Raw genomic sequence first — 20,850 nt, forward strand, 5'->3', positions numbered from 1 at the left:
ATGGGACAACAAGAATATGATAATTTCAAAAGACTGATAAAGGAATGGCTCGACAGCCATCCGGATGAATATGCCGATTTCGTAGAAGAAATGAACGACAAGAAGTTCAAAGGATTCTTCAATATTTTCAATACGGCTGTAAGGCTTGTTCCGAAATATAAAGAAGCAGCACGCAAGAGAATAGGTGATGATAGAAACCCTGATTTCGAGGAACTGGAAAATGTTCTTTTACAATCAGACCTTGCTGAGAAGATAGTAAATGAGTTTCATACCCCGAACAAGAGAAGCATTGTTCCTGCCATGCTTGCATGGCTCTATTACGGACGAAGCTATGAGTGCATGGTGGAACAGGGTGAGGAACTGACCAAAAGAAAGGATATTCCCACCTTATACAAATGGCTTGTTTCCGGCATGGTCAAATTCATTATCAGAAAAAGCATCGCCAATGGCATGAGAACCAAAGAGGATTGGCAAGTGTTCAGGAAGCAACAGAAAGCCATTGAGGAAAACTCTCTTGTGGAATGGGCAATAGAAGAAGATGAAGACATGGACGAGGAAGAAACAGATATGTTGCAGGAAGAACAGCCAAAGACCGCAGGACGCAAAGCCGACACACGCACGTTGCCAGAACTTCTGATAGAAAGGCATGACATACTGATTGAAAGAATTGGCACACGATTGAAAACCCATGCTACGGAAACAGATATAGCACGGCTGTTTATCGCACTGGTGGAATACCGCTTCATGCGGAAGTGTCCCATCAAGACTTTCAGAAATGCACTGCACGAGCAGTTCAAGGAACAAGAAATCGTCCACGAAAGAGGCATCCAGAAAGCATACAGAAATCTCACTTCTCCGTTTGGAAACAGCAAGAAACTGGTAAAAGACATTGGTGAAGACCATGAAGCCATCGAGGAATTGAAAGCCTATCTATCCAATTGAAGTTCGTTTAATTCGCTTTTCGTTTTTACGAATTTAACGAATTGAATATCATTGCTTTACGATTGATTTTCATTATATATTTGCGCCACTATCCTAATCGGGGTAGTGGCTTTTCGTTTATAATACTGCCGAAACGGGAAGTCTTACAACCGGCAGTTTCAAGAAGCCTATGACAGACATATTGGCAATTATCCAAAACGGAAACGGCAACATCAAGTTGGAAGTAACAGGAGAAGATTTGCTATTATTCTCCAACCAGTTAATCAGCCGTGCGAAGCATGAACTTTCTACCGCCATTGCGGAAGCAAGAAAGGAGAAGTATCTAACCAAAGAGGAAGTGAAAAAGATGTGTGGTGTTTGTGATACCACACTCTGGCACTGGTCTAAGAAAAACTATCTGAAGCCTGTAAAGGTTGGGAACAAGGTCAGATACCGACAATCCGACATTCAGAGAATCTTAGGTGAACACAACCCTTTAATCTAAGCCTATGAAGGAGGAAGAATATATGCGCGTAGGAACAACTTTGTACAAGGTGGTCAATCAGCCATGCGCCAATGGCGGTTATGAAAAGAAACGTGTCGTATGGAACAACAGCACATTACGGCAGGACTATGGAAAGAACTATCTTGCCACCGTCCCCAAGTATGACGGCTTTTGCACCGTTCCCAATCATCTGAACTACCAAAAGGAAATTGAGGGGTTTCTGAACCTTTACGAGCCGATAGAGCATAAACCGCAGCAGGGGGACTTCTCCCACATCCAATCCTTGATGCGGCACATCTTCGGAGAGCAATACGAGCTGGGCATGGATTATATGCAACTGCTGTATCTACAGCCGACACAGAAGTTGCCCATTGTCCTGCTCGTTTCAGAAGAACGCAACACTGGCAAAAGCACGTTCTTGAACTTCCTGAAAGCCGTGTTTGAGAACAACGTGACTTTCAACACCAACGAAGATTTCCGCAGCCAGTTCAATTCCGACTGGGCAGGAAAGCTGCTAATCGTTGTGGACGAAGTTTTGCTCAACCGCAGGGAAGACAGCGAACGGTTGAAAAACCTGAGCACCACTTTCACCTACAAGGTGGAAGCCAAAGGCAAAGACCGAACGGAGATTGCTTTCTTTGCCAAGTTCGTGCTATGTTCCAACAACGAATATCTGCCAATACTCATAGACGCAGGAGAAACACGCTACTGGGTGCGGAAGATAATGCCGTTACAGAGTGATGATACCAACTTTCTGCAAAAGCTAAAAGCGGAAATACCTGCATTTCTTTATTTCCTGACCCAAAGGGAACTATCCACGACACAGGAAAGCCGTATGTGGTTCAACCCAAGACTGACACATACCGCAGCCTTGCAGAAAATAATCCGAAGCAACCGCAACCGACTGGAAATAGAAATGACCGAGTTGTTGCTTGACATCATGTCGAACATGAACGTGGAAAGCGTATCATTCTGCCTGAACGACCTTGTAACCTTGCTACTCTATTCACAGGTCAAGGTTGAAAAGTATCAAGTGAGGAAAGTTGTGCAGGAAGTATGGAAACTTACTTCCGCACACAATTCGTTATCCTACACCGCTTATGAGTTCGCACCCCATCGTGAGTGCCACTATGAGCCGAAAAGGAAAACTGGTCGGTTTTATACGGTAACGAAAGAACAACTGACCGCTATCTAATTATTTTGATGAAATGATGAATAAGGGAAGTAATATATTGCCTTACAGATAGATATGTATTCATCAAACACTCATCAACAACGATTGCTGATGAAAAAAGAAAACATCATTTCTCTTTTGGCAAGCAATCTAATGAGAAAAAGATGAGCCGATATAACGCTGTTTAACAGTGTGTTAAATTCCCAATTCATCAAATCATCATTTTTTCATTCACCAACAAATCCGCAAGAAAATGACAATAGAAGAAGCTAAAAGCATACGAATAGCCGACTATCTATACAGCTTAGGTTATTCACCAGTAAAACAACAAGGTATCAACCTTTGGTACAAATCTCCGTTTAGGGAAGAGAGTGAAGCATCGTTCAAAGTGAATACCGAACGTGAACAATGGTATGACTTCGGTTTGGGAAAGGGCGGAAACATCATTGCACTGGCTGCACATCTGTACGCTACCGACCATATACCTTACATCTTGAAACGGATAGCAGAGCAGACACCGCACGTGCGCCCGGTATCTTTCTCTTTTGGCAAGCAAAGCTCTTCTGAGCCAAGCTTCCAACAGTTGGAGATTGTTCCGCTGTCATCTCCTGCCCTGCTTGCCTACTTACAAAGCAGAAGAATTAACATAGAACTGGCGAAAAGAGAATGTAGTGAAGCCCGTTTCACCCACAACGGCAAGCGGTACTTTGCCATCGCCTTTCTCAATGCTTCGGGTGGGTTTGAGGTTCGTAACCGCTATTTCAAGGGCTGCATCGCTCCAAAGGAAATCTCCCACATCAGACAGTCTGGGAAAGCGAGGAATACCTGTTATGTGTTCGAGGGATTTATGGACTACCTCTCCTTTCTGACATTGAGACAGGAGAGCTGCCCAAATTATCCGGAGTTGGACGGGCAGGACTACATCGTATTGAACTCCGTATCGAATGTAAACAAGGCTCTCTATCCGTTGGGCAATTACGAACGCATCCACTGCTTTTTCGACAACGACCATGCAGGCATGGAAGCCCTCCAACAAATCCGCAAGGAATACGGCAGAGACCGATACATCCGTGACGCTTCACAGACTTACAGCGGATGTAAGGACTTGAACGAATACTTACAGAAACAGGTTGAAAGAAAAAGGCAAGTCCAATCCGTCAAAGGAGTGAGCAGCCAGTCACCGAAAAAGAAAAACGGCTTTCGGTTATAGCCCACTATAACTACACGCTCCGCTTTCGTAGTTGTGGGCTCTCCCGAGGGGATTAGAGCTTTGCCCTAATAACCCACTCAGGGCGTTTCACCCCTGAGAACCCCGAGCAAAGAGTGACCCTCTCTTTGCAATCTCCGCTTATGGGTTACCCCTAAGAACCCCTCTGCGAAAGCGAGCAGAATAATCAATTGCAAACAAAGAAAAGAAGCTATGGCAACAAAATCAAGCATACATATCAAGCCTTGCAACATCGCATCGAGCGAGGCACACAACCGAAGAACTGCCGAGTATATGCGTAATATCGGGGAGTCCAGAATCTATGTCGTTCCCGAACTTTCCACCAACAACGAACAGTGGATAAATCCCGACTTCAGCACTCCCGAACTGCGAACTCATTATGACAATATCAAGCAAATGGTCAAGGAAAAGACCGGACGTGCCATGCAGGAAAAGGAAAGGGAACGCAAGGGAAAGAATGGAAAAATTATCAAGGTGGCGGGATGTTCACCCATCCGTGAAGGAGTATTGCTCATTAGACCGGATACCACACTGGCTGATGTACACAAATTCGGTGAAGAGTGTCAAAGGCGCTGGGGCATCACTCCACTACAAATTTTCCTGCACAAAGACGAAGGGCATTGGCTGAACGGTCAGCCGGAAGCGGAAGACAAAGAAAGCTTTCAAATTGAAGGCAGATGGTTCAAGCCGAACTATCATGCTCATATCGTATTCGACTGGATGAACCACGAAACTGGAAAGAGCCGAAAGCTCAATGATGAGGATATGGCAACCATGCAGACCTTGGCTTCCAATATACTTCTGATGGAACGTGGGCAGGCAAAAGCTGTCACTGGTAAGGAGCACTTGGAGCGAAACGATTTCATCATAAAAAAACAGAAAGCCGAACTGCAACGTATAGAGGAAACCAAACGACACAAGGAGCAACAGGTAAGCCTTGCCGAACAAGAACTCAAACAAGTAAAAGCAGAGATACGCACGGACAAACTCAAAAGTGCAGCTACCGATGTAGCCACTGCCATAACCAGTGGTGTAGGTTCTCTTTTCGGAAGTGGTAAATTAAAAGATTTGGAACACGCCAACGAAAGTTTACGCTATGAAATTTCCAAGCGTGACAAAAGCATTGATGACTTAAAAGTTCAGATGCAACAAATACAGGAGCAGCATGGCAGACAAATTCGTAATCTTCAAGGAATACATAATCAAGAACTTGAAGCCAAAGACAAGGAAATTTCACGATTGAGTACCATTCTCGAAAAAGCATTCTGCTGGTTCCCATTGCTCAAAGAAATGCTGAGAATGGAAAAATTATGTTATGTCATTGGCTTTACCAAGGGGATGGTTGATTCTCTTTTATACAAAAGGGAAGCAATCAGGTGCAGCGGAAAAATCTATTCCGAAGAACATAAACGAAGATTTGAAATCAAGAACGATATTTTCAAGATAGAGAAGAGTTCGGTTGATGAAAATAAATTAGTGCTAACTATAAACAGGCAGCCGATAGGTGAATGGTTCAAAGAGCAATGGGAAAAATTAAGGCATGGTTTGCGACAATCAGCAGAAGAACCAAGAAAAAATAGAGGATTCAAATTATAACCAACAATAAGCAAAAAAGTGTAATTCAATGATGAATTACACTTTAATTCCCTATATTTACAAATCATTTAAAAAGTTAAGGCACATAAATCAACCACAATGGGCAAAAAATAAAAAATATATTAATTAGTCTAAGCATTTCGATGCTATCTTCTTCTTGTTCAACTATATTAGAAATAATAACAGGAAACAGAAAATGTGCATATCCTAATTGTACAGAACGAACAAGCAGTAACTCTGCTTATTGCCCATATCATAAACCTTACTAACTAAAACAACACCTCACCTATGTTTGTATTATCATATCAAAAAAATGACACCTATTTCAAAACCCCCTCAGGTATTTGAGGAAACTGTGTTATTTCTCCATGCAACAAATAGTTTGTGCCATCCTCTTGCATTTTCATGAAGGTAACAATACTTTCTGAACGCAAACTATGAGTTTTTGCCAACTCATCCCAATCAACTCCCAAAAACTTATTGATGGCGGTATAAGTCAATGCAGAAGAACCTATTAAATTGAATTTATGTTCCTTTGCAGGCACATTTTCATCAGTCAGAATATCATTCTCATCCGTCTTATACGTTAATGTTAAATATGGCAATGTTTCATACGATAGATTTGGATCACTATTTTTTTCTACTGAAAATGAATAAGAACCCTTGGTAATAAAATCGCTATATACTTCATGCTTTATATAATTATATGTAAAGAAATAACAATCCTTAGCTTCATTATTTATCAAATACATAATCGTTCCATTAGGCAAAGACGGGTGTTTACTCTCATCTACACTATAAACCAAATAGCTGTCTGTAACCTTTACAGATATTCTTTCCGTTTCATTTGTAACATCATCCTTAACTATCAGATTTATATTTCCCTTTTCAAGTCCTGTAATACGGAGTACAGCAGTAACTCCATCATTTCCTAAAGTAATACATGATACAGAAACAATCTCTTTGTCTTCAGTAGTAACACTCAGAATACCACTACCGTTTGTAATAGGAATATCATTCCATCCCATTAACATTACCTCATAAGATTTTTTATCCAAATGAAAAGGTAAAACTTCTAGCTTTTCTTCGTTGCAACTTGTCATACCAAGCACACTTAGTATAATGACAATAAAAATAATATTATTTACTATCCTCATAAACAAACATCTAATTAACTTATAATCAAATTGTTTTAAAATCAAAAACGTATAATAGAACCCACATAAAAAAAACAATAACCCTGAAGTTTGCTTGTTCAGCAGGGACAACAGGGTCTTACGTTTGCAAATATAGCTATTAATTTCTATTTTTGCAAGAAAAGTCTTGTTTTTAAACTTATACCAAATGAAATATGACGAATGTTTGCAGGTACTATCCCCGGCAAGATTAAATAAATACGCACAAGCAAGTGGTAATGAAAAAGCCAAAACCTTGCGCCTATACCAATATAACATCAAGTTGAGCCAACGTTTTTATGGAGTTATCGGTATGTTTGAGATAATGCTACGCAATGCCATAAACGCTCACTACAAACAATATTTCAATGATGATAATTGGATAATCAACCAAGCAAGACCCAATGGATTACTTGAACAGGAAGCTTCCGAAATAGTACGCATACAGCGCACTTATACCAATATGGGAGTGTACAATAACGATAAGATGGTAGCTTCCTTTACATTTGGCTTCTGGACTTATCTGTTTACAAGACGCAATTACCGCATAGGAGGAAAAACACTTCTTCAAATATTCCCCAACAAAGCGCATGGTTTAAAGCAAACAGACATCTACAAACAACTGACTGCCATCCGTGAATTTCGTAACAGAATAGCACATCATGAACCTATCTGCTTCAACGCTACACGTGCGATAGATACAAAATATGCCAAAGAGCATTATGAGTTAATACGAACCTATATAGAATATATGGGATTTGATTCGGATTCTGTATTGCGAATGGTAGAAAAGCCCGATTCTATACTAAAAGTAATAGATGGCATGAAGTAAATGCCCCATCTTTGGTGGGATACATAAGGATGATTGGGAACAATTTGGGAACATCTCCGATAAAAAGAAAAAGCTAAGTATCGAACTATCAATCACTTAGCTTTTATCTTTGTACCCAGACCCGGGGTCGAACCGGGATGGAAGTGAATCCACTGGTGTTTGAGACCAGCGCGTCTACCGATTCCGCCATCTGGGCATCTTGATTTCTCAATTGCGGTGCAAAGATACGGCTTTTTTTGAAACCTGCAATACTTTTATCAAAAAAAGGCGAAAAAAGTAAGAAAATATGCAGGAAGCATTCCTTGTTTATAAAATATGCAGTACTTTAGCAGAAACTTTTAAAACATTTAATATGATGACCAATAAGGATAATTTCTGTGTAATCATGGGTGGTGGAATTGGCAGTCGCTTCTGGCCTTTCAGCCGCAAAACTCTTCCAAAACAGTTCTTGGATTTTTTTGGCACAGGGCGTTCATTATTGCAACAGACATTTGATCGCTTCAGTAAAATAATACCTACAGAAAACATACTGGTCGTAACAAATGACCTATATGCAGACTTAGTAAAAGAACAGCTTCCCGAATTAAAGCCTGAACAAATTTTATTAGAACCTACACGCAGGAACACGGCACCTTGCATTGCATGGGCAGCCTATCATATCCGTGCATTGAATCCAAATGCCAACATTGTAGTAGCTCCTTCAGATCATCTTATCCTTAAAGAAAGTGAATTTCTTACCGCTATCGAAAAAGGTTTGGCATTTGTTTCAAAATCAGACAAATTATTAACCCTCGGCATCAAGCCTAACCGTCCCGAAACAGGATATGGCTATATACAAATTGCAGAACATATAGACAGTAACTTCTATAAAGTAAAGACTTTCACTGAAAAGCCTGAGTTGGAATTAGCCAAAGTGTTCGTAGAAAGTGGAGAGTTTTACTGGAATGCCGGTCTTTTTATGTGGAATGTAAATAGCATTATCAAAGCCGGTGAGTTGCTCCTACCCGAATTAGCGACCAAACTGACAGCCGGGAAGAACGTATATGGAACGCCTGAGGAAAAGAAATTCATAGATGAGAATTTCCCGGCATGCCCTAATGTCTCTATTGATTTCGGCATCATGGAGAAAGCTGATAATGTATATGTATCATTAGGAGATTTCGGTTGGTCCGATTTAGGTACATGGGGTTCTCTGTATGACCTTTCTCAAAAAGACGAGTTGGAAAATGTCACTTTGAAATGTCAGTCTTTACTGTATAACAGCAAGAATAATATCGTTGTCCTTCCTCAAAACAAACTTGCTGTTATTGACGGCTTGGAAGGATACCTCATTGCCGAATCAGATAATGTGCTACTAATTTGCAAGAAAGATGAAGAACATTCCATCCGTAAATATGTAAATGATGCCCAAATCAAACTGGGAGAGGATTATATTTAACAAATAATGAAGTAAATCTTTAAGCATAATAAAAAGCGGTAGTTGTTGTTTTCAACTACCGCTTTTATACAGAGGAGGAAATTAAATCTCTTAGAGTGCCATACGAATAGCTTCGGCTACTACCTTAAATTCTGCATCTGTCAATTTCAGTTTAGGATTAGAGAAGAGCATATCTTTTTCATTCCGCATAGGAATCAAATGAATATGTGCATGAGGAACTTCCAAGCCTAAAATGGCTTCACCCACTTTCTTGCAAGGAAAAGCCTTACCGATAGCTAACGCCACTTTTTTTGCAAAGACATGCATCTCAGCCAAATCCTCATCCCTCAAATCAAATATATAGTCTACTTCCTGTTTGGGAATGACCAATGTATGACCTTTCACCAATGGATTAATATCAAGAAATGCAAAGAATTTATCATCCTCCGCCACCTTATAGCAAGGTATTTCACCTGCGATAATTCTGCTGAATATTGTTGCCATAACTTTATAATATATATAAAATAAGGCAAGCCCGCATACGGACCTGCCTTTCTTTTAAAATGAAATGTTTACTACTTCCAGATTAATCATACCTTGCGGTACTTTGATTTCAGCAACATCTCCTACCTTTTTACCAAGCAAACCTTGCGCAATCGGAGTGTTTACAGAAATCTTTCCCTCTTTCAGGTTAGCTTCGCTTTCAGAAACAATAGTATAAGTCATCTTCATACCATTCTTCACGTTCTTCAGTTCCACTTTATTCAATATCTGTACACTGTCAGTCTTCAATTTAGATTCATCAATAATCTTAGCGTCGGCAATCACCTGTTTCAACTTATTGATTTTCATTTCAAGAAGACCTTGGGCTTCCTTTGCTGCATCATATTCTGCATTCTCAGACAAGTCTCCCTTGTCTCGCGCTTCTGCAATAGCTGCCACAATTTTCGGGCGCTCTACCGTTTCCAGCTGTTTCAAATCGGCCAACAACTTATTGTAGCCTTCTTCTGACATATAAGCCATACTTTTTTCCTCCTTATTTTATATGTATTTTTTAATGGTACTATAAACAAAAAAGAATTCCAACATGGTCAGCATGCTGGAACCCTCTTTCCTATTTCCTTTGCAAAGATAGACTTTTAAATAATGCGTGTCAAGCAAAAAGTACTGCTTTGTAACATATTTAAATGAAATCTTCTAATTTATAACATGTTATAATAAAGCCTTTACTGCTGCATCCAAATCCTTAATTGTCTCACCGCGAGCACTCAATTCGCTCTTCTTGTTTATAAGGAAAACCGCAGGAAGCGACTGTACATTATAAGCGGCAGCTATACTGGAATATACTCCATTAGCATCACGTACACACACCCATGGCAAGTTATCAGCAGTTGTTTTCCAATAATGCTCATCAGCATCCAAAGAAACCTGATAAATCTCCAAACCCTGAGCGGCATACTTATCATACAAATCGCGCAACATATAATTATGTGTAGGAGAAACCGCACTCTGATAAATCGTAAAATCCAAGAGAACAGCTTTGCCCTTCAGATCACTCAATTTGTGCATATTACCCTTCATATCACGCAGGTTAATGTCAATTATACCGATTTCCGAAACAGCTTCCGTAGGCAATTCCACAACCTTTTGCTGCGGAGCACGGGTATTCTTCATCCCCTTTATCACAATATTATAAAGATTCTTTGAACGGTCGGCGTGCGGATAGTAATTATTCAGGCTGGTCGCCACAGCAGCAAAGCACTTAATATCATCCTTATTGTTCAACGGATCGAATATCAGATAATTATTCAATTTCTGAAACAAGGCAAAATAAGCTGCAGCTGTATTGGGAGCTGCAAAAATATAGCTTATCTTCACTTCATCCTTGTAGTTCTTCATCAGTGTGGCAAGGCTGTCTTCAAACATATCAGCTCCAATCTGATGGGCTTGCATACTCTGAATCAACGCATTCACATTGGTTTGAAGCTGCATTTGCTTCAAGGTAAGTTCTTTTATTTTCACACTATTTGCCGAACCCTCTACTGAGTAAGCTGTAGAAAAATCCGTATACGGTGCATCCACCCGGACAGTTTCTGTAGAATCTATGGAAAAGTTGATAACCTTGTCATCTACCCTCAAACGATAAAACTCCGGAGATGCCGGACGTGTCTGCTTGAAAGCAAATGTACCATTGCCTTTCAGCCGGACAGAGTCCAAAGGAACGATACCTTCCAGAGCCGAAGCTTCCAAATAAAGAACCCTACCATCAGCACCGGATATTTCGCCTTCCACTTTAAATTTCGGTTCAGAATCACATGCGCTAAGCCCTAAAACAGCCAACGCTACAAAAAGAATCTTTTTCATATTTCGTGTATTTTTCTAAAAAGAACGTGCAAATATACTTCTTTTCACGGTTAGTCAAAGCATTTTCCCGCTTCTTACACTTATAAAAGTGCAAAAAACAACTAAATACAAACTTTTTATCTCATTCCCACCGCATTACACGAATAAAATATGTATCTTTGCGGGAATTTTGAAAGAAATATAGATATAAAACATTTTTTATGATTAACCCAATTGTTAAGACGATCGAGCTTCCTGATGGCAGAACCATCACGCTCGAAACGGGAAAGCTGGCAAAACAGGCAGACGGTTCTGTAATGCTTCGTATGGGCAACACCATGCTTTTAGCTACTGTTTGTGCCGCCAAGGACGCAGTTCCCGGAACAGATTTTATGCCGTTACAGGTAGAGTACAAAGAAAAATTCTCCGCATTCGGGCGTTTCCCCGGAGGTTTTACAAAACGCGAAGGTCGCGCTTCTGATTATGAAATCCTTACTTGCCGACTCGTTGACCGTGCTCTCCGCCCCTTATTCCCCGATAATTTTCACGCAGAGGTATATGTAAACATCATCCTCTTTTCCGCAGACGGCGTTGATATGCCGGATGCGTTGGCAGGACTTGCAGCTTCCGCTGCCCTTGCAGTTTCAGATATTCCTTTCAACGGACCTATTTCCGAAGTACGTGTAGCACGTATCAATGGCGAATTCGTTATCAACCCTACTTTCGAGCAACTGGAAAAAGCCGACATGGACCTTATGGTAGGCGCCACTTATGAAAACATCATGATGGTAGAAGGTGAAATGAGCGAAGTCTCCGAGAAAGATTTGCTGGAAGCCATGAAGGCTGCTCACGAAGCAATCAAAATACAATGTAAAGCCCAAATGGAACTTGCCGAAGAGGTTGGTTCTACCGTAAAACGTGAATACTGTCACGAAGTAAACGATGAAGAGCTTCGCAAGGCTGTTCACGATGCTTGCTATGACAAGGCTTATGCCATTGCTGCTTCCGGCAACAAGAACAAGCACGAACGTATGGACGCTTTCGATGCTATCCGCGAAGAATTCAAAGCGCAGTTCAGTGAAGAAGAACTGGAAGAAAAAGCTCCGCTTATCGACCGTTACTATCACGATGTTGAGAAAGAAGCTATGCGCCGTTCCATCTTGGACGAAGGCAAGCGTCTTGACGGACGTAAGACCACCGAAATCCGTCCTATTTGGTGCGAAATCGGTTACCTGCCCGGTCCTCACGGTTCCGCTATCTTCACACGTGGTGAAACCCAGTCTTTGTCTACGGTTACTTTAGGTACCAAACTGGACGAAAAGATTATCGACGATGTTCTGGAACATGGAAAAGAACGTTTCTTGTTGCATTACAACTTCCCGCCGTTCTCTACGGGCGAAGCGAAGGCACAGCGTGGTGTAGGCCGTCGCGAAATCGGTCACGGTCACCTTGCATGGCGTGCACTGAAAGGACAAATTCCTGCAGACTATCCGTACGTAGTGCGTGTAGTATCCGATATACTCGAATCAAACGGTTCTTCTTCTATGGCTACCGTATGTGCCGGTACACTGGCGCTGATGGATGCCGGCGTAAAAATCAAGAAACCCGTATCCGGTATCGCAATGGGATTGATTAAGAACGCAGGCGAAGAGAAATATGCCGTATTATCCGACATCCTCGGTGATGAAGACCACCTTGGAGATATGGACTTCAAGGTAACCGGAACAAAAGACGGTATCACCGCTACTCAGATGGATATCAAGGTAGACGGTCTGTCTTATGAGATTCTTGAAAAAGCGTTGTTGCAGGCTAAAGAAGGTCGCGAATACATCTTGGGCAAAATCACTGAATGTATTGCAGAACCGCATGATGATCTGAAACCGCATGCTCCTCGCATCGAAACCATGACTATTCCTAAAGAATTCATCGGTGCCGTAATCGGTCCGGGCGGAAAGATTATTCAGGGTATGCAGGAAGAAACCGGTGCAACAATCACCATTGAAGAAATAGACAACATCGGTAGAATTGAAATTGCCGGAACCAACAAGAAAAGCATTGACGATGCAATGCGTATCATCAAAGGTATCGTAGCTGTACCGGAAGTAGGCGAAGTCTACAAAGGCAAAGTACGCTCCATCATGCCTTACGGTGCATTCGTTGAGTTCTTGCCGGGCAAGGACGGCTTGCTCCACATTTCCGAAATCGACTGGAAACGTCTGGAAACAGTAGAAGAAGCCGGAATTAAGGAAGGTAACGAAATAGACGTGAAGTTGCTCGACATCGACCCGAAGACAGGTAAGTTCAAACTTTCCCGCAAAGTATTGCTTCCAAGACCGGAAAAACAAGAAAGACCGGAAAAGAAAGAAAAATAATCCTTATTAAACATATCAGGATTAATAAGCTCGGCAGTAGTCTGCCGGGCTTTCTTTTTGTTCCAGCCCGCCAATGACAGTTATAAAAACAATGAATATTGTTTGCATATTACGAAAAGATTGCGTTGTTTTGTCATGTGAAACCTTAAATCGCACAAAAAAAGCTCAGCTAAATGTCCGATTCTACCAAATTACATACAATGGACCTTTTCTCACGTTTTTTTCAAGAGAACCAAGAAAAGTTCCTGACTTTTGCTTATTCCTACCTCAGAAACAAAGCGGAAGCCGAGGATGTATTGATGGAGTCCATGATTTCCCTATGGGAGCACCGAGAACGATGGGAAGAAGGAAGCAACTTAAAAGCGCTGATGCTGACCATCATCAAGAACAAAGCGCTCAACCTTCTGGAACACAAACAAATCCGTCTGCGTGCGGAAGAAGACATCAACAGTCACAGCCAGCGGGAGCTGAATTTACGTATATCTACTTTGAAAGCTTGTGAACCCGAACTGATATTCGATGCCGAAATACAACACATCGTTCATAAAGCGTTGGAGCAAATGCCACAACAGAGCCGGACTATTTTCATGCTAAGCCGCTATCAGAATCTTCCCAACAGGCAAATAGCCGAACAACTGCATATTTCACTGAAAACCGTAGAGGCACACATCACCAAAGCTTTACGCATATTGCGGTTGGAATTAAAAGATTATTTGGCTTCTATACTCCTCTAAAACGTTAAATTCACCTTTATTCAAAAAAAGTTTCATTTTTCAATAGGGTTGTTTCCGTCTCAGCGGTTATGTATACAGAAGGGTCCTGAAAGTCCTTTCTTAAACAAACAACTTTTATTATGATAAATCAAGAATTACTATATAAGTATTTTAAAGGAAAAACTTCTATTGAAGAAGAAAAGCAGATTTTGGATTGGGTTGAAGCCTCCGAGGAAAACCGGGAAACCTACCTGAAAGAACGTATGCTGTTCGATGTATCTTTATTCTCCACCAAACAAGATAATGAGAAAAAAACAATACGTCTCATACCCATGCTCCGTTGGACTGCGCGTATTGCAGCAGCTATCATCATAGCTGTATCCGGTTACTATATGACCACAGATTATATCTATAATAGAGACTCACAGCCCCAAACCATCACTGTGCCTGCCGGACAGCGTGCCCAAATCACGCTTGCCGATGGTACACGTGTATGGTTGAACGCTAAATCAACACTGACCTATGCTTCCGACTTCGGCCGCAACGAACGCAATGTGAAATTGGACGGTGAAGCCTACTTCGAGGTTGCCAAGAACAAGAAACTGCCATTCTACGTACATACAGAGATGAATAAAGTAAGAGTTGTCGGAACCTGCTTCAATGTTTGCGCATACAAGGGCAGCAGAGAGTTTGAAACTACTTTGGTAGAAGGTATTGTAGACATTTATCCAAGCTGCAATGACCAAGTGATTACTCGCCTGCAAAAGGATGAATTCTTTGCCAACTACGACGGACGTTGCAAGAAAACGATTCTTCCTTCCTACGAATATCTTCGTTGGAAAGAAGGATTATACTGTTTCGACGATGTTCCGTTCAGCGGTATTTTAGATAAACTTGAGAAATACTACAATGTAAAAATAACCGTTACTAACCCCAGACTACTGACTCACGAAGGTCTGACCGGTAAGTTCAGAGAGCAGGACGGTATTGAGCACATCTTGCGGACCATCTCCAAAGAGCATCCGTTCAAGTTCAGTATCAATGAAGACAAAGACTCGATAATCATATATGAATAAATAAAGAACCTTTGAATTTAGTACCAACCCCCTTAAAAACAAATAATATGAAACCATAGCAGAAACAGACTAAAATTTCACCTTCCCTTTTTGATATAAAAAGATCGGAAAGTACCCCCATACTTTCCGATCCGAAACAGTCAAAAATCGACCTTAATCAATTTATTAACTTAACACAGTGACAAAGATATGAGAAAAATTTCTTTGAACGGGCTTTTTTGTCCAAAAAGTTTTGAATTTAAGCAATTATTGCGTACCATGAAGATCACACTATTCCTTCTCCTGTTTGTAACATTCCAAGCATACTGCGGGAATAGTTACTCGCAGAATGCCAAAGTAAGTATCCCCAATTCCCAGTTGAGAGTAGGTCAGGTACTGTCCAAAATCGAGTCACAAACAGAGTATTTGTTTGTGTACAACAAGAAGAACGTAGATGTTCGCCGCACCGTCAATGTAGAAGCGGAAAACTTGTCTGTGTCCGAACTTTTGGATGAAGTATTTGCCGGAACAAACATTAAATATGTAATGGAAGGCAAGAACATTGTCCTGACCAAAAAAGGTGAAAATATAGAAAATACCACCGGAGCACAACAAGAAAGAGTTACCGTAAAAGGTGTTGTCACCGACTCCAAAGGCGAACCGATTATCGGTGCAAACGTACTGGAAAAGGGAACGACAAACGGCATCATTACCAACCTCGATGGTGAATTCACCCTCAATGCGCCTGTCAATGCCACTTTAATTATCTCCTATATAGGTTATGAACCCATAAACATTGTACTCAACGGTCGCACATCGCTAAAAATCCAAATGAAAGAAGAAGCTTTGGCCCTGGAAACCGTTGTTGTAACAGCTATGGGTATCAAGAAAAAAGAAGCTTCCCTGACTTACTCTACCCAACAAGTAGGCGGCGATGAACTGACCCGCGCCAAAGACCCCAATATGATTAACGCTCTTGCCGGCAAAACGGCAGGTGTATCCATCACCCGCAACTCTTCCGGTCTGGGCGGTTCCGCTAAAGTTTCCATTCGTGGTATCCGTTCCGCCAATGCCGACGGCAACAACCAACCGCTATACGTCATCGACGGCGTACCCATGCTGAACAGTGTAGCCGAACAGGCGTTCTCCGCCATGGGCGGCAACAACGATGCCGGCAACCGCGACTCCGGCGACGGCATCTCCAACTTAAACCCGGATGATATTGAAAGCATGAGCATTCTGAAAGGCGCTTCCGCAGCCGCCCTTTACGGTTCCCAAGCCGCCAACGGCGTAATCCTGATTACCACCAAGAAAGGGAAAGCCGGTATGCAACGCATCGTATTCAATTCCAACCTGACCGTAGACCATGCCATTTGCCTGCCCGAATTCCAAGACAGATACGGCGCAAGCGGGGCTACAAGCTGGGGGGCAAGTTCGGAAAACGCAAACTCCAAACCCATAAAGGCTTACGACAACGTTGGCGACTATTTCAGTAACGGAGTTACCGCCACCAACTCCCTGTCTATCATGACAGGTAAGGAAAAAATGCAGACCTACTTCTCTTACGCCAACACCACCGCCAAAGGTATTGTCGACGTAAACAAACTGCAAAAGCATAATATCACGTTCCGCGAAACAGCCTCCTTATTCAACGACCGCCTGACATTGGATGCCAACGTAAACCTGATGACCCAGAAAATCAAGAACCGTCCTACTTCCGGCGGATATTACATGAACCCGTTGGTAGGTCTGTACACCTTTCCGCGCGGTGAAGACCTCGGAGTATACCGCAACAACAACGGTTTTGAGAAATACGATGAAAGCAGAGCCATGCCCCTGCAAAACTGGTATACAGAAATCAACGGATTCTCCCAGAACCCCTATTGGCTGACAAACAGAGTAACCGGTACCGACAAGCGTTTCCGTACATTGGCTTCTTTAAGCGCCAATCTGAAGATAACCGACTGGTTCAGCGTCCAGGCACGCGGCAACGTGGACTACATCAATGATAACTACGACCAGAAAATGTATGCCGGTACAGCTGCCGACGTGGCACACCAAAACGGCCGTTACATAAAAATGAACCGCCAAGACTTTATGGTTTACGGCGACTTCATGGCTATGTTCAACAAAACATGGAATGATTGGAGTTTGAATGCAGCCATAGGCAGCAGCATCAATACCACCAAAGTGAACTCATTGAGCCTTGACTCCGGTAAATCGGGTTTGTACAAAGCCAATGTCTTTACAGTTCCCAACATGAACCTCAGCGGTGCAGGCACTTCATTCATAGACGAGACAGCCAACCAAAGACGCACCATCCAGTCCATATTCGCCACCGCACAAATCGGTTGGAAAGAAAGCGTTTATCTGGATGTCACCGCACGCAACGACTGGTCTTCCACGCTTGCCAATACCAAGAGCGAAAACTCCGGCTTCTTCTATCCCTCGGTAGGTCTTTCATGGATTCTCAACAAGACACTCAATCTGCCGGAATGGATTAGCTTCGGCAAAGTACGCGCCTCGTGGGCACAAGTAGGTAACGACCTGCCCATCGGCATCACCAGTCCCGCACAGACCATCACGGCAGGCGGTGTAGTGAAACCCATCGACTATTACTTTGCAGAAGACCTGAAACCTGAAATCAGCAACTCTATCGAGGTAGGTACCGAATGGAAGTTCCTCAACAGCCGTCTGGATTTTGATTTCACATTCTACCGCACAGACACCAAGAACCAGCTGATTCGCGTAAACACTACCGCAGAAAAGCGTCCTTACCGCTGGATTAACGCAGGTAAGATACGCAATACGGGTGTTGAAATCACCTTAGGAGCCACCCCGCTGATGAACGATAATTTCCGTTGGAAAACCCAGTTCAATTTTGCCACCAACAAGAACGAGATTGTTTCTTTGGGCGGCACACCCAACTTCCAATATGCTTCGGGCAACGTAAGTATGCCTTATAAGATGATGGTTGTAGAGGGCGGTTCGCTGGGCGACATTTACGGTAATGTATTCGTACGCGATGCAAACGGAAAAATCTTGCTGGAACCCGCAACAGACAAAGACGGAAATCCCAATGCCAAAGCCGGTCTGCCACAAGTAACAACCGACAAAGCCGCCAAAATCGGCAACTTCAATCCCGACTGGACACTGGGCTGGAGCAATACCGTAACATACAAGGGCTTCTCCCTCTATTTCCTGATTGACGCACGTGTAGGCGGTGAAGTAGTTTCGCTGACACAGGCCGCGCTGGACTACGCAGGTGTAAGCAAGGTCACCGGCGATGCCCGCAACGCAGGCTACTATATGCTGGAAGGACAAAAGATTGACGATGTACAAAAGTTCTATCAAATGGTGGGCGACCGAGGCAACGGTACAACAGAATTTTACTGTTATGACGGAACCAACATCCGTTTGCGCGAAATCTCATTAGGCTATTCCTTCCCGCAACAGATGCTCGAAAGAACAGGCTTCATTAAAGGTGTAGACCTGTCACTGGTAGCACGCAACTTGTTCTTCTTCTACAAAGACGCCCCATTCGACCCGGATGCGACCATGTCGGTAGGCAATGATAACCAAGGTTTGGACACCTTCGGTATGCCTTCAACGAGAAACATCGGATTCAACATTAAATTTACCTTCTAAACACCCGAACAATATGAATAAGATAAAATATACAACCGCACTACTCCTCGGCGGTCTCCTGAGCTTCACAGCTTGTACCGATAACTTCGCAGACTTCAACAGCACCGACGGAGCCTATACAGACGAATTGCAGAAGTACGATAACCAGACCAATCTCGTTCCCTTCTCCACCATCCAGAAGGGTATCATCTACCAAACGGGGATAGACGGAACAGACTGGCAATACCAAATCATACAGAACTTAGCGGCAGATATGTTCTGCGGATATTTCCACGACATGGTAGGCTCATTCAACGCCAACAACTCCACGTACAACTTGAATAACGGCTGGACAAGCGCCATGTGGGTATATACCTACGGATATGTCATGCCATCCATCGCCGATGCGGAAGCGCTGAATACAGAAAAGGAGTGGCCGCTCTATCATGCCATCACCAAAATTCTGAAAGTAGCAACCCTGCACCGCGTGAGCGACTATTACGGTCCTATCCTGTACGACGGATTTGGGACAGCCGACCAGAAACCGCAGTCCCAAGAAGAAGTTTACAAACGTTTCTTCGAAGATTTGGGCACAGCAGTAAACATTCTAAAAGATTATAAAGGCGGCGTATCTTTTGAAAGTGCCGACTTCATGATGCCCGAAGGCAAACGTACCCCCGCACAATGGCTGAAATTCGCCAACTCCCTCCGCCTGCGCCTGGCAATGCGCGTATCCAACGTAGCTCCCGCACTGGCAGAGGAACAAGCTAAAGCGGCTTTGGATGCAACCAACGGCGGCGTACTGGAGACAGCCAACGAAACGGTAGGCGAATATGGCATCCGTAACCCGCTGGGCGGTGTTTCCGGTTGGAGCGAAGTCTATATGAACGCTAATCTGGAGTCTTTCTTAAAAGGCTATAACGACCCTCGCATCAAATCTTACTTCAACCTTGCACAAGACGGTAGAGACAAAGACGGAAACATAACCAAAGAAGTGGCCGGCGTGAAACAGTTGAGCAGTATTGAAGATGCGTACAAAGGTATCCGTCAGGGAACAGGCGTAGCAGACAACCGCTACTCCACCCACTCTCAAACCACTATTACGACCGGCAGTAAGATTGTTATCATGAGTGCTGCCGAGGTATGGTTCCTGCGTGCAGAAGCTGCCTTAAGAGGCTACACTTCCGAGAATGTGGAAAGCTGTTACAAGCAAGGCATCACCGTATCTTTCTCCCAATGGGATGCCAGCGGCGTAAGCGAATACCTTGAAAATGACCTAAAACCCGCGCCCTATACAGACACATTCGACAAGGAATTCGATGCTGCCGCCACAACGGACATTACTCCCAAATGGGATGAAAGCGCCACCACCGAAAAGAAATTAGAAAGAATCATTACCCAAAAGTGGCTGGCACTCTATCCGGAAGGCTGCGAAGCGTGGGCGGAACAACGCCGAACCGGTTATCCCCAGCTTTTCAAGGTTGTAGTGAACAACAGCGGCAATACCATCAGCACCGAAGACATGATCCGCCGCGTATTCTTCAACCAAGACTACAAAACGGACAACAAAGCATTGTATGACGCTTTAGTAAGCAAACTGGGTGGTGCAGACAATGGCGGCACACGTCTTTGGTGGGATGCCGGACGGAATAACTTTTAGAGGATACAAAGGTATATTTTTTGATTAGTGGTATTTTCTCCGTATTAGTTTATTACGGGAAAAAAGATTGTAAGGAGCAGAGTCGGGGGGCTTTGCTCCTTCTTTTATTTCAAACTCGGAGGTTTTGGGATATATCCATGGTTGGTACGGCAAGTACCAACGAGTGGTATGACAAATACCAACCTGTGGTACGACAAATACCAATCGGTTGGTACAAGGTGTACCAAAGGGT

At 43.0% G+C, this 20,850-nt stretch carries 16 protein-coding genes and 1 tRNA gene; 12 read left to right on the plus strand and 5 right to left on the minus strand.

The features are described 5' to 3' along the window. From KG118_RS03095 to KG118_RS03115, 5 genes are all read left to right on the plus strand, one after another. Nucleotides 1-942 carry a DUF6043 family protein gene (locus tag KG118_RS03095; RefSeq protein ID WP_165859001.1) on the plus strand — a complete coding sequence of 314 codons (942 nt, stop codon included), beginning with the start codon at nucleotides 1-3 and terminating at the stop codon, nucleotides 940-942. A 169-nt stretch (nucleotides 943-1,111) separates the two neighbouring features. Then, on the plus strand, nucleotides 1,112-1,426 hold the full coding sequence (locus tag KG118_RS03100; protein ID WP_004291341.1) for a helix-turn-helix transcriptional regulator: 315 nt from the start codon (nucleotides 1,112-1,114) through the stop codon (nucleotides 1,424-1,426). Nucleotides 1,427-1,430: 4 nt separating this feature from the next. Then, nucleotides 1,431-2,621, plus strand: coding sequence for a primase-helicase family protein (locus tag KG118_RS03105; RefSeq protein ID WP_004291344.1), 1,191 nt, complete (start codon nucleotides 1,431-1,433; stop codon nucleotides 2,619-2,621). A 232-nt stretch (nucleotides 2,622-2,853) separates the two neighbouring features. Next, entirely contained in the window at nucleotides 2,854-3,810 is a 957-nt protein-coding gene (locus tag KG118_RS03110) for a toprim domain-containing protein (RefSeq protein ID WP_117682177.1), read from the plus strand. 210 nt (nucleotides 3,811-4,020) lie between these two features. After that, the gene (locus KG118_RS03115) at nucleotides 4,021-5,424 is read left to right on the plus strand and encodes a mobilization protein (protein WP_117682178.1); all 1,404 of its coding nucleotides are present in this window, start codon (nucleotides 4,021-4,023) and stop codon (nucleotides 5,422-5,424) included. Between the two features lie 320 nt (nucleotides 5,425-5,744). Here KG118_RS03115 and KG118_RS17410 read toward each other — a convergent pair whose 3' ends face one another. After that, on the minus strand, nucleotides 5,745-6,581 hold the full coding sequence (locus tag KG118_RS17410; protein WP_233519591.1) for a hypothetical protein: 837 nt from the start codon (nucleotides 6,579-6,581) through the stop codon (nucleotides 5,745-5,747). 187 nt (nucleotides 6,582-6,768) lie between these two features. On the opposite strand from KG118_RS17410, the gene KG118_RS03125 reads away from it, so the two are divergent. Then, nucleotides 6,769-7,431, plus strand: a complete 663-nt coding sequence (locus KG118_RS03125; protein WP_117682179.1) for an Abi family protein — start codon at nucleotides 6,769-6,771, stop codon at nucleotides 7,429-7,431. A gap of 112 nt (nucleotides 7,432-7,543) precedes the next feature. Here KG118_RS03125 and KG118_RS03130 read toward each other — a convergent pair. Next, nucleotides 7,544-7,627: transfer RNA gene (locus tag KG118_RS03130), tRNA-Leu, on the minus strand. Nucleotides 7,628-7,783: 156 nt separating this feature from the next. Between KG118_RS03130 and KG118_RS03135 the strand changes: the two genes are divergently transcribed. Next, nucleotides 7,784-8,869, plus strand: coding sequence for a mannose-1-phosphate guanylyltransferase (locus tag KG118_RS03135; protein WP_187119998.1), 1,086 nt, complete (start codon nucleotides 7,784-7,786; stop codon nucleotides 8,867-8,869). A gap of 90 nt (nucleotides 8,870-8,959) precedes the next feature. Here the strand turns inward: KG118_RS03135 and KG118_RS03140 are convergent, their stop codons facing one another. The 3 genes from KG118_RS03140 to KG118_RS03150 form a co-directional block, all read right to left on the minus strand. After that, on the minus strand, nucleotides 8,960-9,352 hold the full coding sequence (locus KG118_RS03140) for an HIT family protein (protein ID WP_117710333.1): 393 nt from the start codon (nucleotides 9,350-9,352) through the stop codon (nucleotides 8,960-8,962). Nucleotides 9,353-9,406: 54 nt separating this feature from the next. Continuing rightward, the gene (gene greA / locus KG118_RS03145; RefSeq protein ID WP_009122218.1) at nucleotides 9,407-9,871 is read right to left on the minus strand and encodes a transcription elongation factor GreA; all 465 of its coding nucleotides are present in this window, start codon (nucleotides 9,869-9,871) and stop codon (nucleotides 9,407-9,409) included. Nucleotides 9,872-10,060: 189 nt separating this feature from the next. Then, nucleotides 10,061-11,212 (minus strand): TlpA disulfide reductase family protein, encoded by a 1,152-nt coding sequence (locus KG118_RS03150; RefSeq protein WP_117710334.1) that lies wholly within the window; start codon nucleotides 11,210-11,212, stop codon nucleotides 10,061-10,063. A 200-nt stretch (nucleotides 11,213-11,412) separates the two neighbouring features. Here KG118_RS03150 and pnp point away from each other — a divergent pair, with 200 nt between their 5' ends. From pnp to KG118_RS03175, 5 genes are all read left to right on the plus strand, one after another. Beyond that, nucleotides 11,413-13,563 (plus strand): polyribonucleotide nucleotidyltransferase, encoded by a 2,151-nt coding sequence (gene pnp / locus KG118_RS03155; protein WP_117710335.1) that lies wholly within the window; start codon nucleotides 11,413-11,415, stop codon nucleotides 13,561-13,563. A 173-nt stretch (nucleotides 13,564-13,736) separates the two neighbouring features. Beyond that, nucleotides 13,737-14,297 carry an RNA polymerase sigma-70 factor gene (locus tag KG118_RS03160; protein ID WP_117710336.1) on the plus strand — a complete coding sequence of 187 codons (561 nt, stop codon included), beginning with the start codon at nucleotides 13,737-13,739 and terminating at the stop codon, nucleotides 14,295-14,297. 122 nt (nucleotides 14,298-14,419) lie between these two features. Next, complete coding sequence (locus KG118_RS03165) at nucleotides 14,420-15,352, plus strand: FecR family protein (RefSeq protein WP_187120005.1); 933 nt, start codon at nucleotides 14,420-14,422, stop codon at nucleotides 15,350-15,352. A gap of 189 nt (nucleotides 15,353-15,541) precedes the next feature. Further along, entirely contained in the window at nucleotides 15,542-18,979 is a 3,438-nt protein-coding gene (locus KG118_RS03170; protein ID WP_117710338.1) for a TonB-dependent receptor, read from the plus strand. A 13-nt stretch (nucleotides 18,980-18,992) separates the two neighbouring features. Then, nucleotides 18,993-20,618, plus strand: coding sequence for a SusD/RagB family nutrient-binding outer membrane lipoprotein (locus tag KG118_RS03175; RefSeq protein ID WP_117710339.1), 1,626 nt, complete (start codon nucleotides 18,993-18,995; stop codon nucleotides 20,616-20,618). Nucleotides 20,619-20,850 lie beyond the last annotated feature (232 nt).

Source organism: Bacteroides propionicigenes (assembly GCF_018390535.1).
Taxonomy (GTDB): Bacteria; Bacteroidota; Bacteroidia; order Bacteroidales; family Bacteroidaceae; genus Bacteroides; species Bacteroides propionicigenes.

Bases quoted from the DNA above. Each gene is read 5' to 3' on its own strand.
- KG118_RS03095 (WP_165859001.1), top strand. From the start codon at position 1: ATGGGACAACAAGAATATGATAATTTCAAAAGACTGATAAAGGAATGG.
- KG118_RS03100 (WP_004291341.1), top strand. From the start codon at position 1,112: ATGACAGACATATTGGCAATTATCCAAAACGGAAACGGCAACATCAAG.
- KG118_RS03105 (WP_004291344.1), top strand. From the start codon at position 1,431: ATGAAGGAGGAAGAATATATGCGCGTAGGAACAACTTTGTACAAGGTG.
- KG118_RS03110 (WP_117682177.1), top strand. From the start codon at position 2,854: ATGACAATAGAAGAAGCTAAAAGCATACGAATAGCCGACTATCTATAC.
- KG118_RS03115 (WP_117682178.1), top strand. From the start codon at position 4,021: ATGGCAACAAAATCAAGCATACATATCAAGCCTTGCAACATCGCATCG.
- KG118_RS17410 (WP_233519591.1), bottom strand. From the start codon at position 6,581: ATGAGGATAGTAAATAATATTATTTTTATTGTCATTATACTAAGTGTG.
- KG118_RS03125 (WP_117682179.1), top strand. From the start codon at position 6,769: ATGAAATATGACGAATGTTTGCAGGTACTATCCCCGGCAAGATTAAAT.
- KG118_RS03135 (WP_187119998.1), top strand. From the start codon at position 7,784: ATGATGACCAATAAGGATAATTTCTGTGTAATCATGGGTGGTGGAATT.
- KG118_RS03140 (WP_117710333.1), bottom strand. From the start codon at position 9,352: ATGGCAACAATATTCAGCAGAATTATCGCAGGTGAAATACCTTGCTAT.
- greA (WP_009122218.1), bottom strand. From the start codon at position 9,871: ATGGCTTATATGTCAGAAGAAGGCTACAATAAGTTGTTGGCCGATTTG.
- KG118_RS03150 (WP_117710334.1), bottom strand. From the start codon at position 11,212: ATGAAAAAGATTCTTTTTGTAGCGTTGGCTGTTTTAGGGCTTAGCGCA.
- pnp (WP_117710335.1), top strand. From the start codon at position 11,413: ATGATTAACCCAATTGTTAAGACGATCGAGCTTCCTGATGGCAGAACC.
- KG118_RS03160 (WP_117710336.1), top strand. From the start codon at position 13,737: ATGTCCGATTCTACCAAATTACATACAATGGACCTTTTCTCACGTTTT.
- KG118_RS03170 (WP_117710338.1), top strand. From the start codon at position 15,542: ATGAGAAAAATTTCTTTGAACGGGCTTTTTTGTCCAAAAAGTTTTGAA.
- KG118_RS03175 (WP_117710339.1), top strand. From the start codon at position 18,993: ATGAATAAGATAAAATATACAACCGCACTACTCCTCGGCGGTCTCCTG.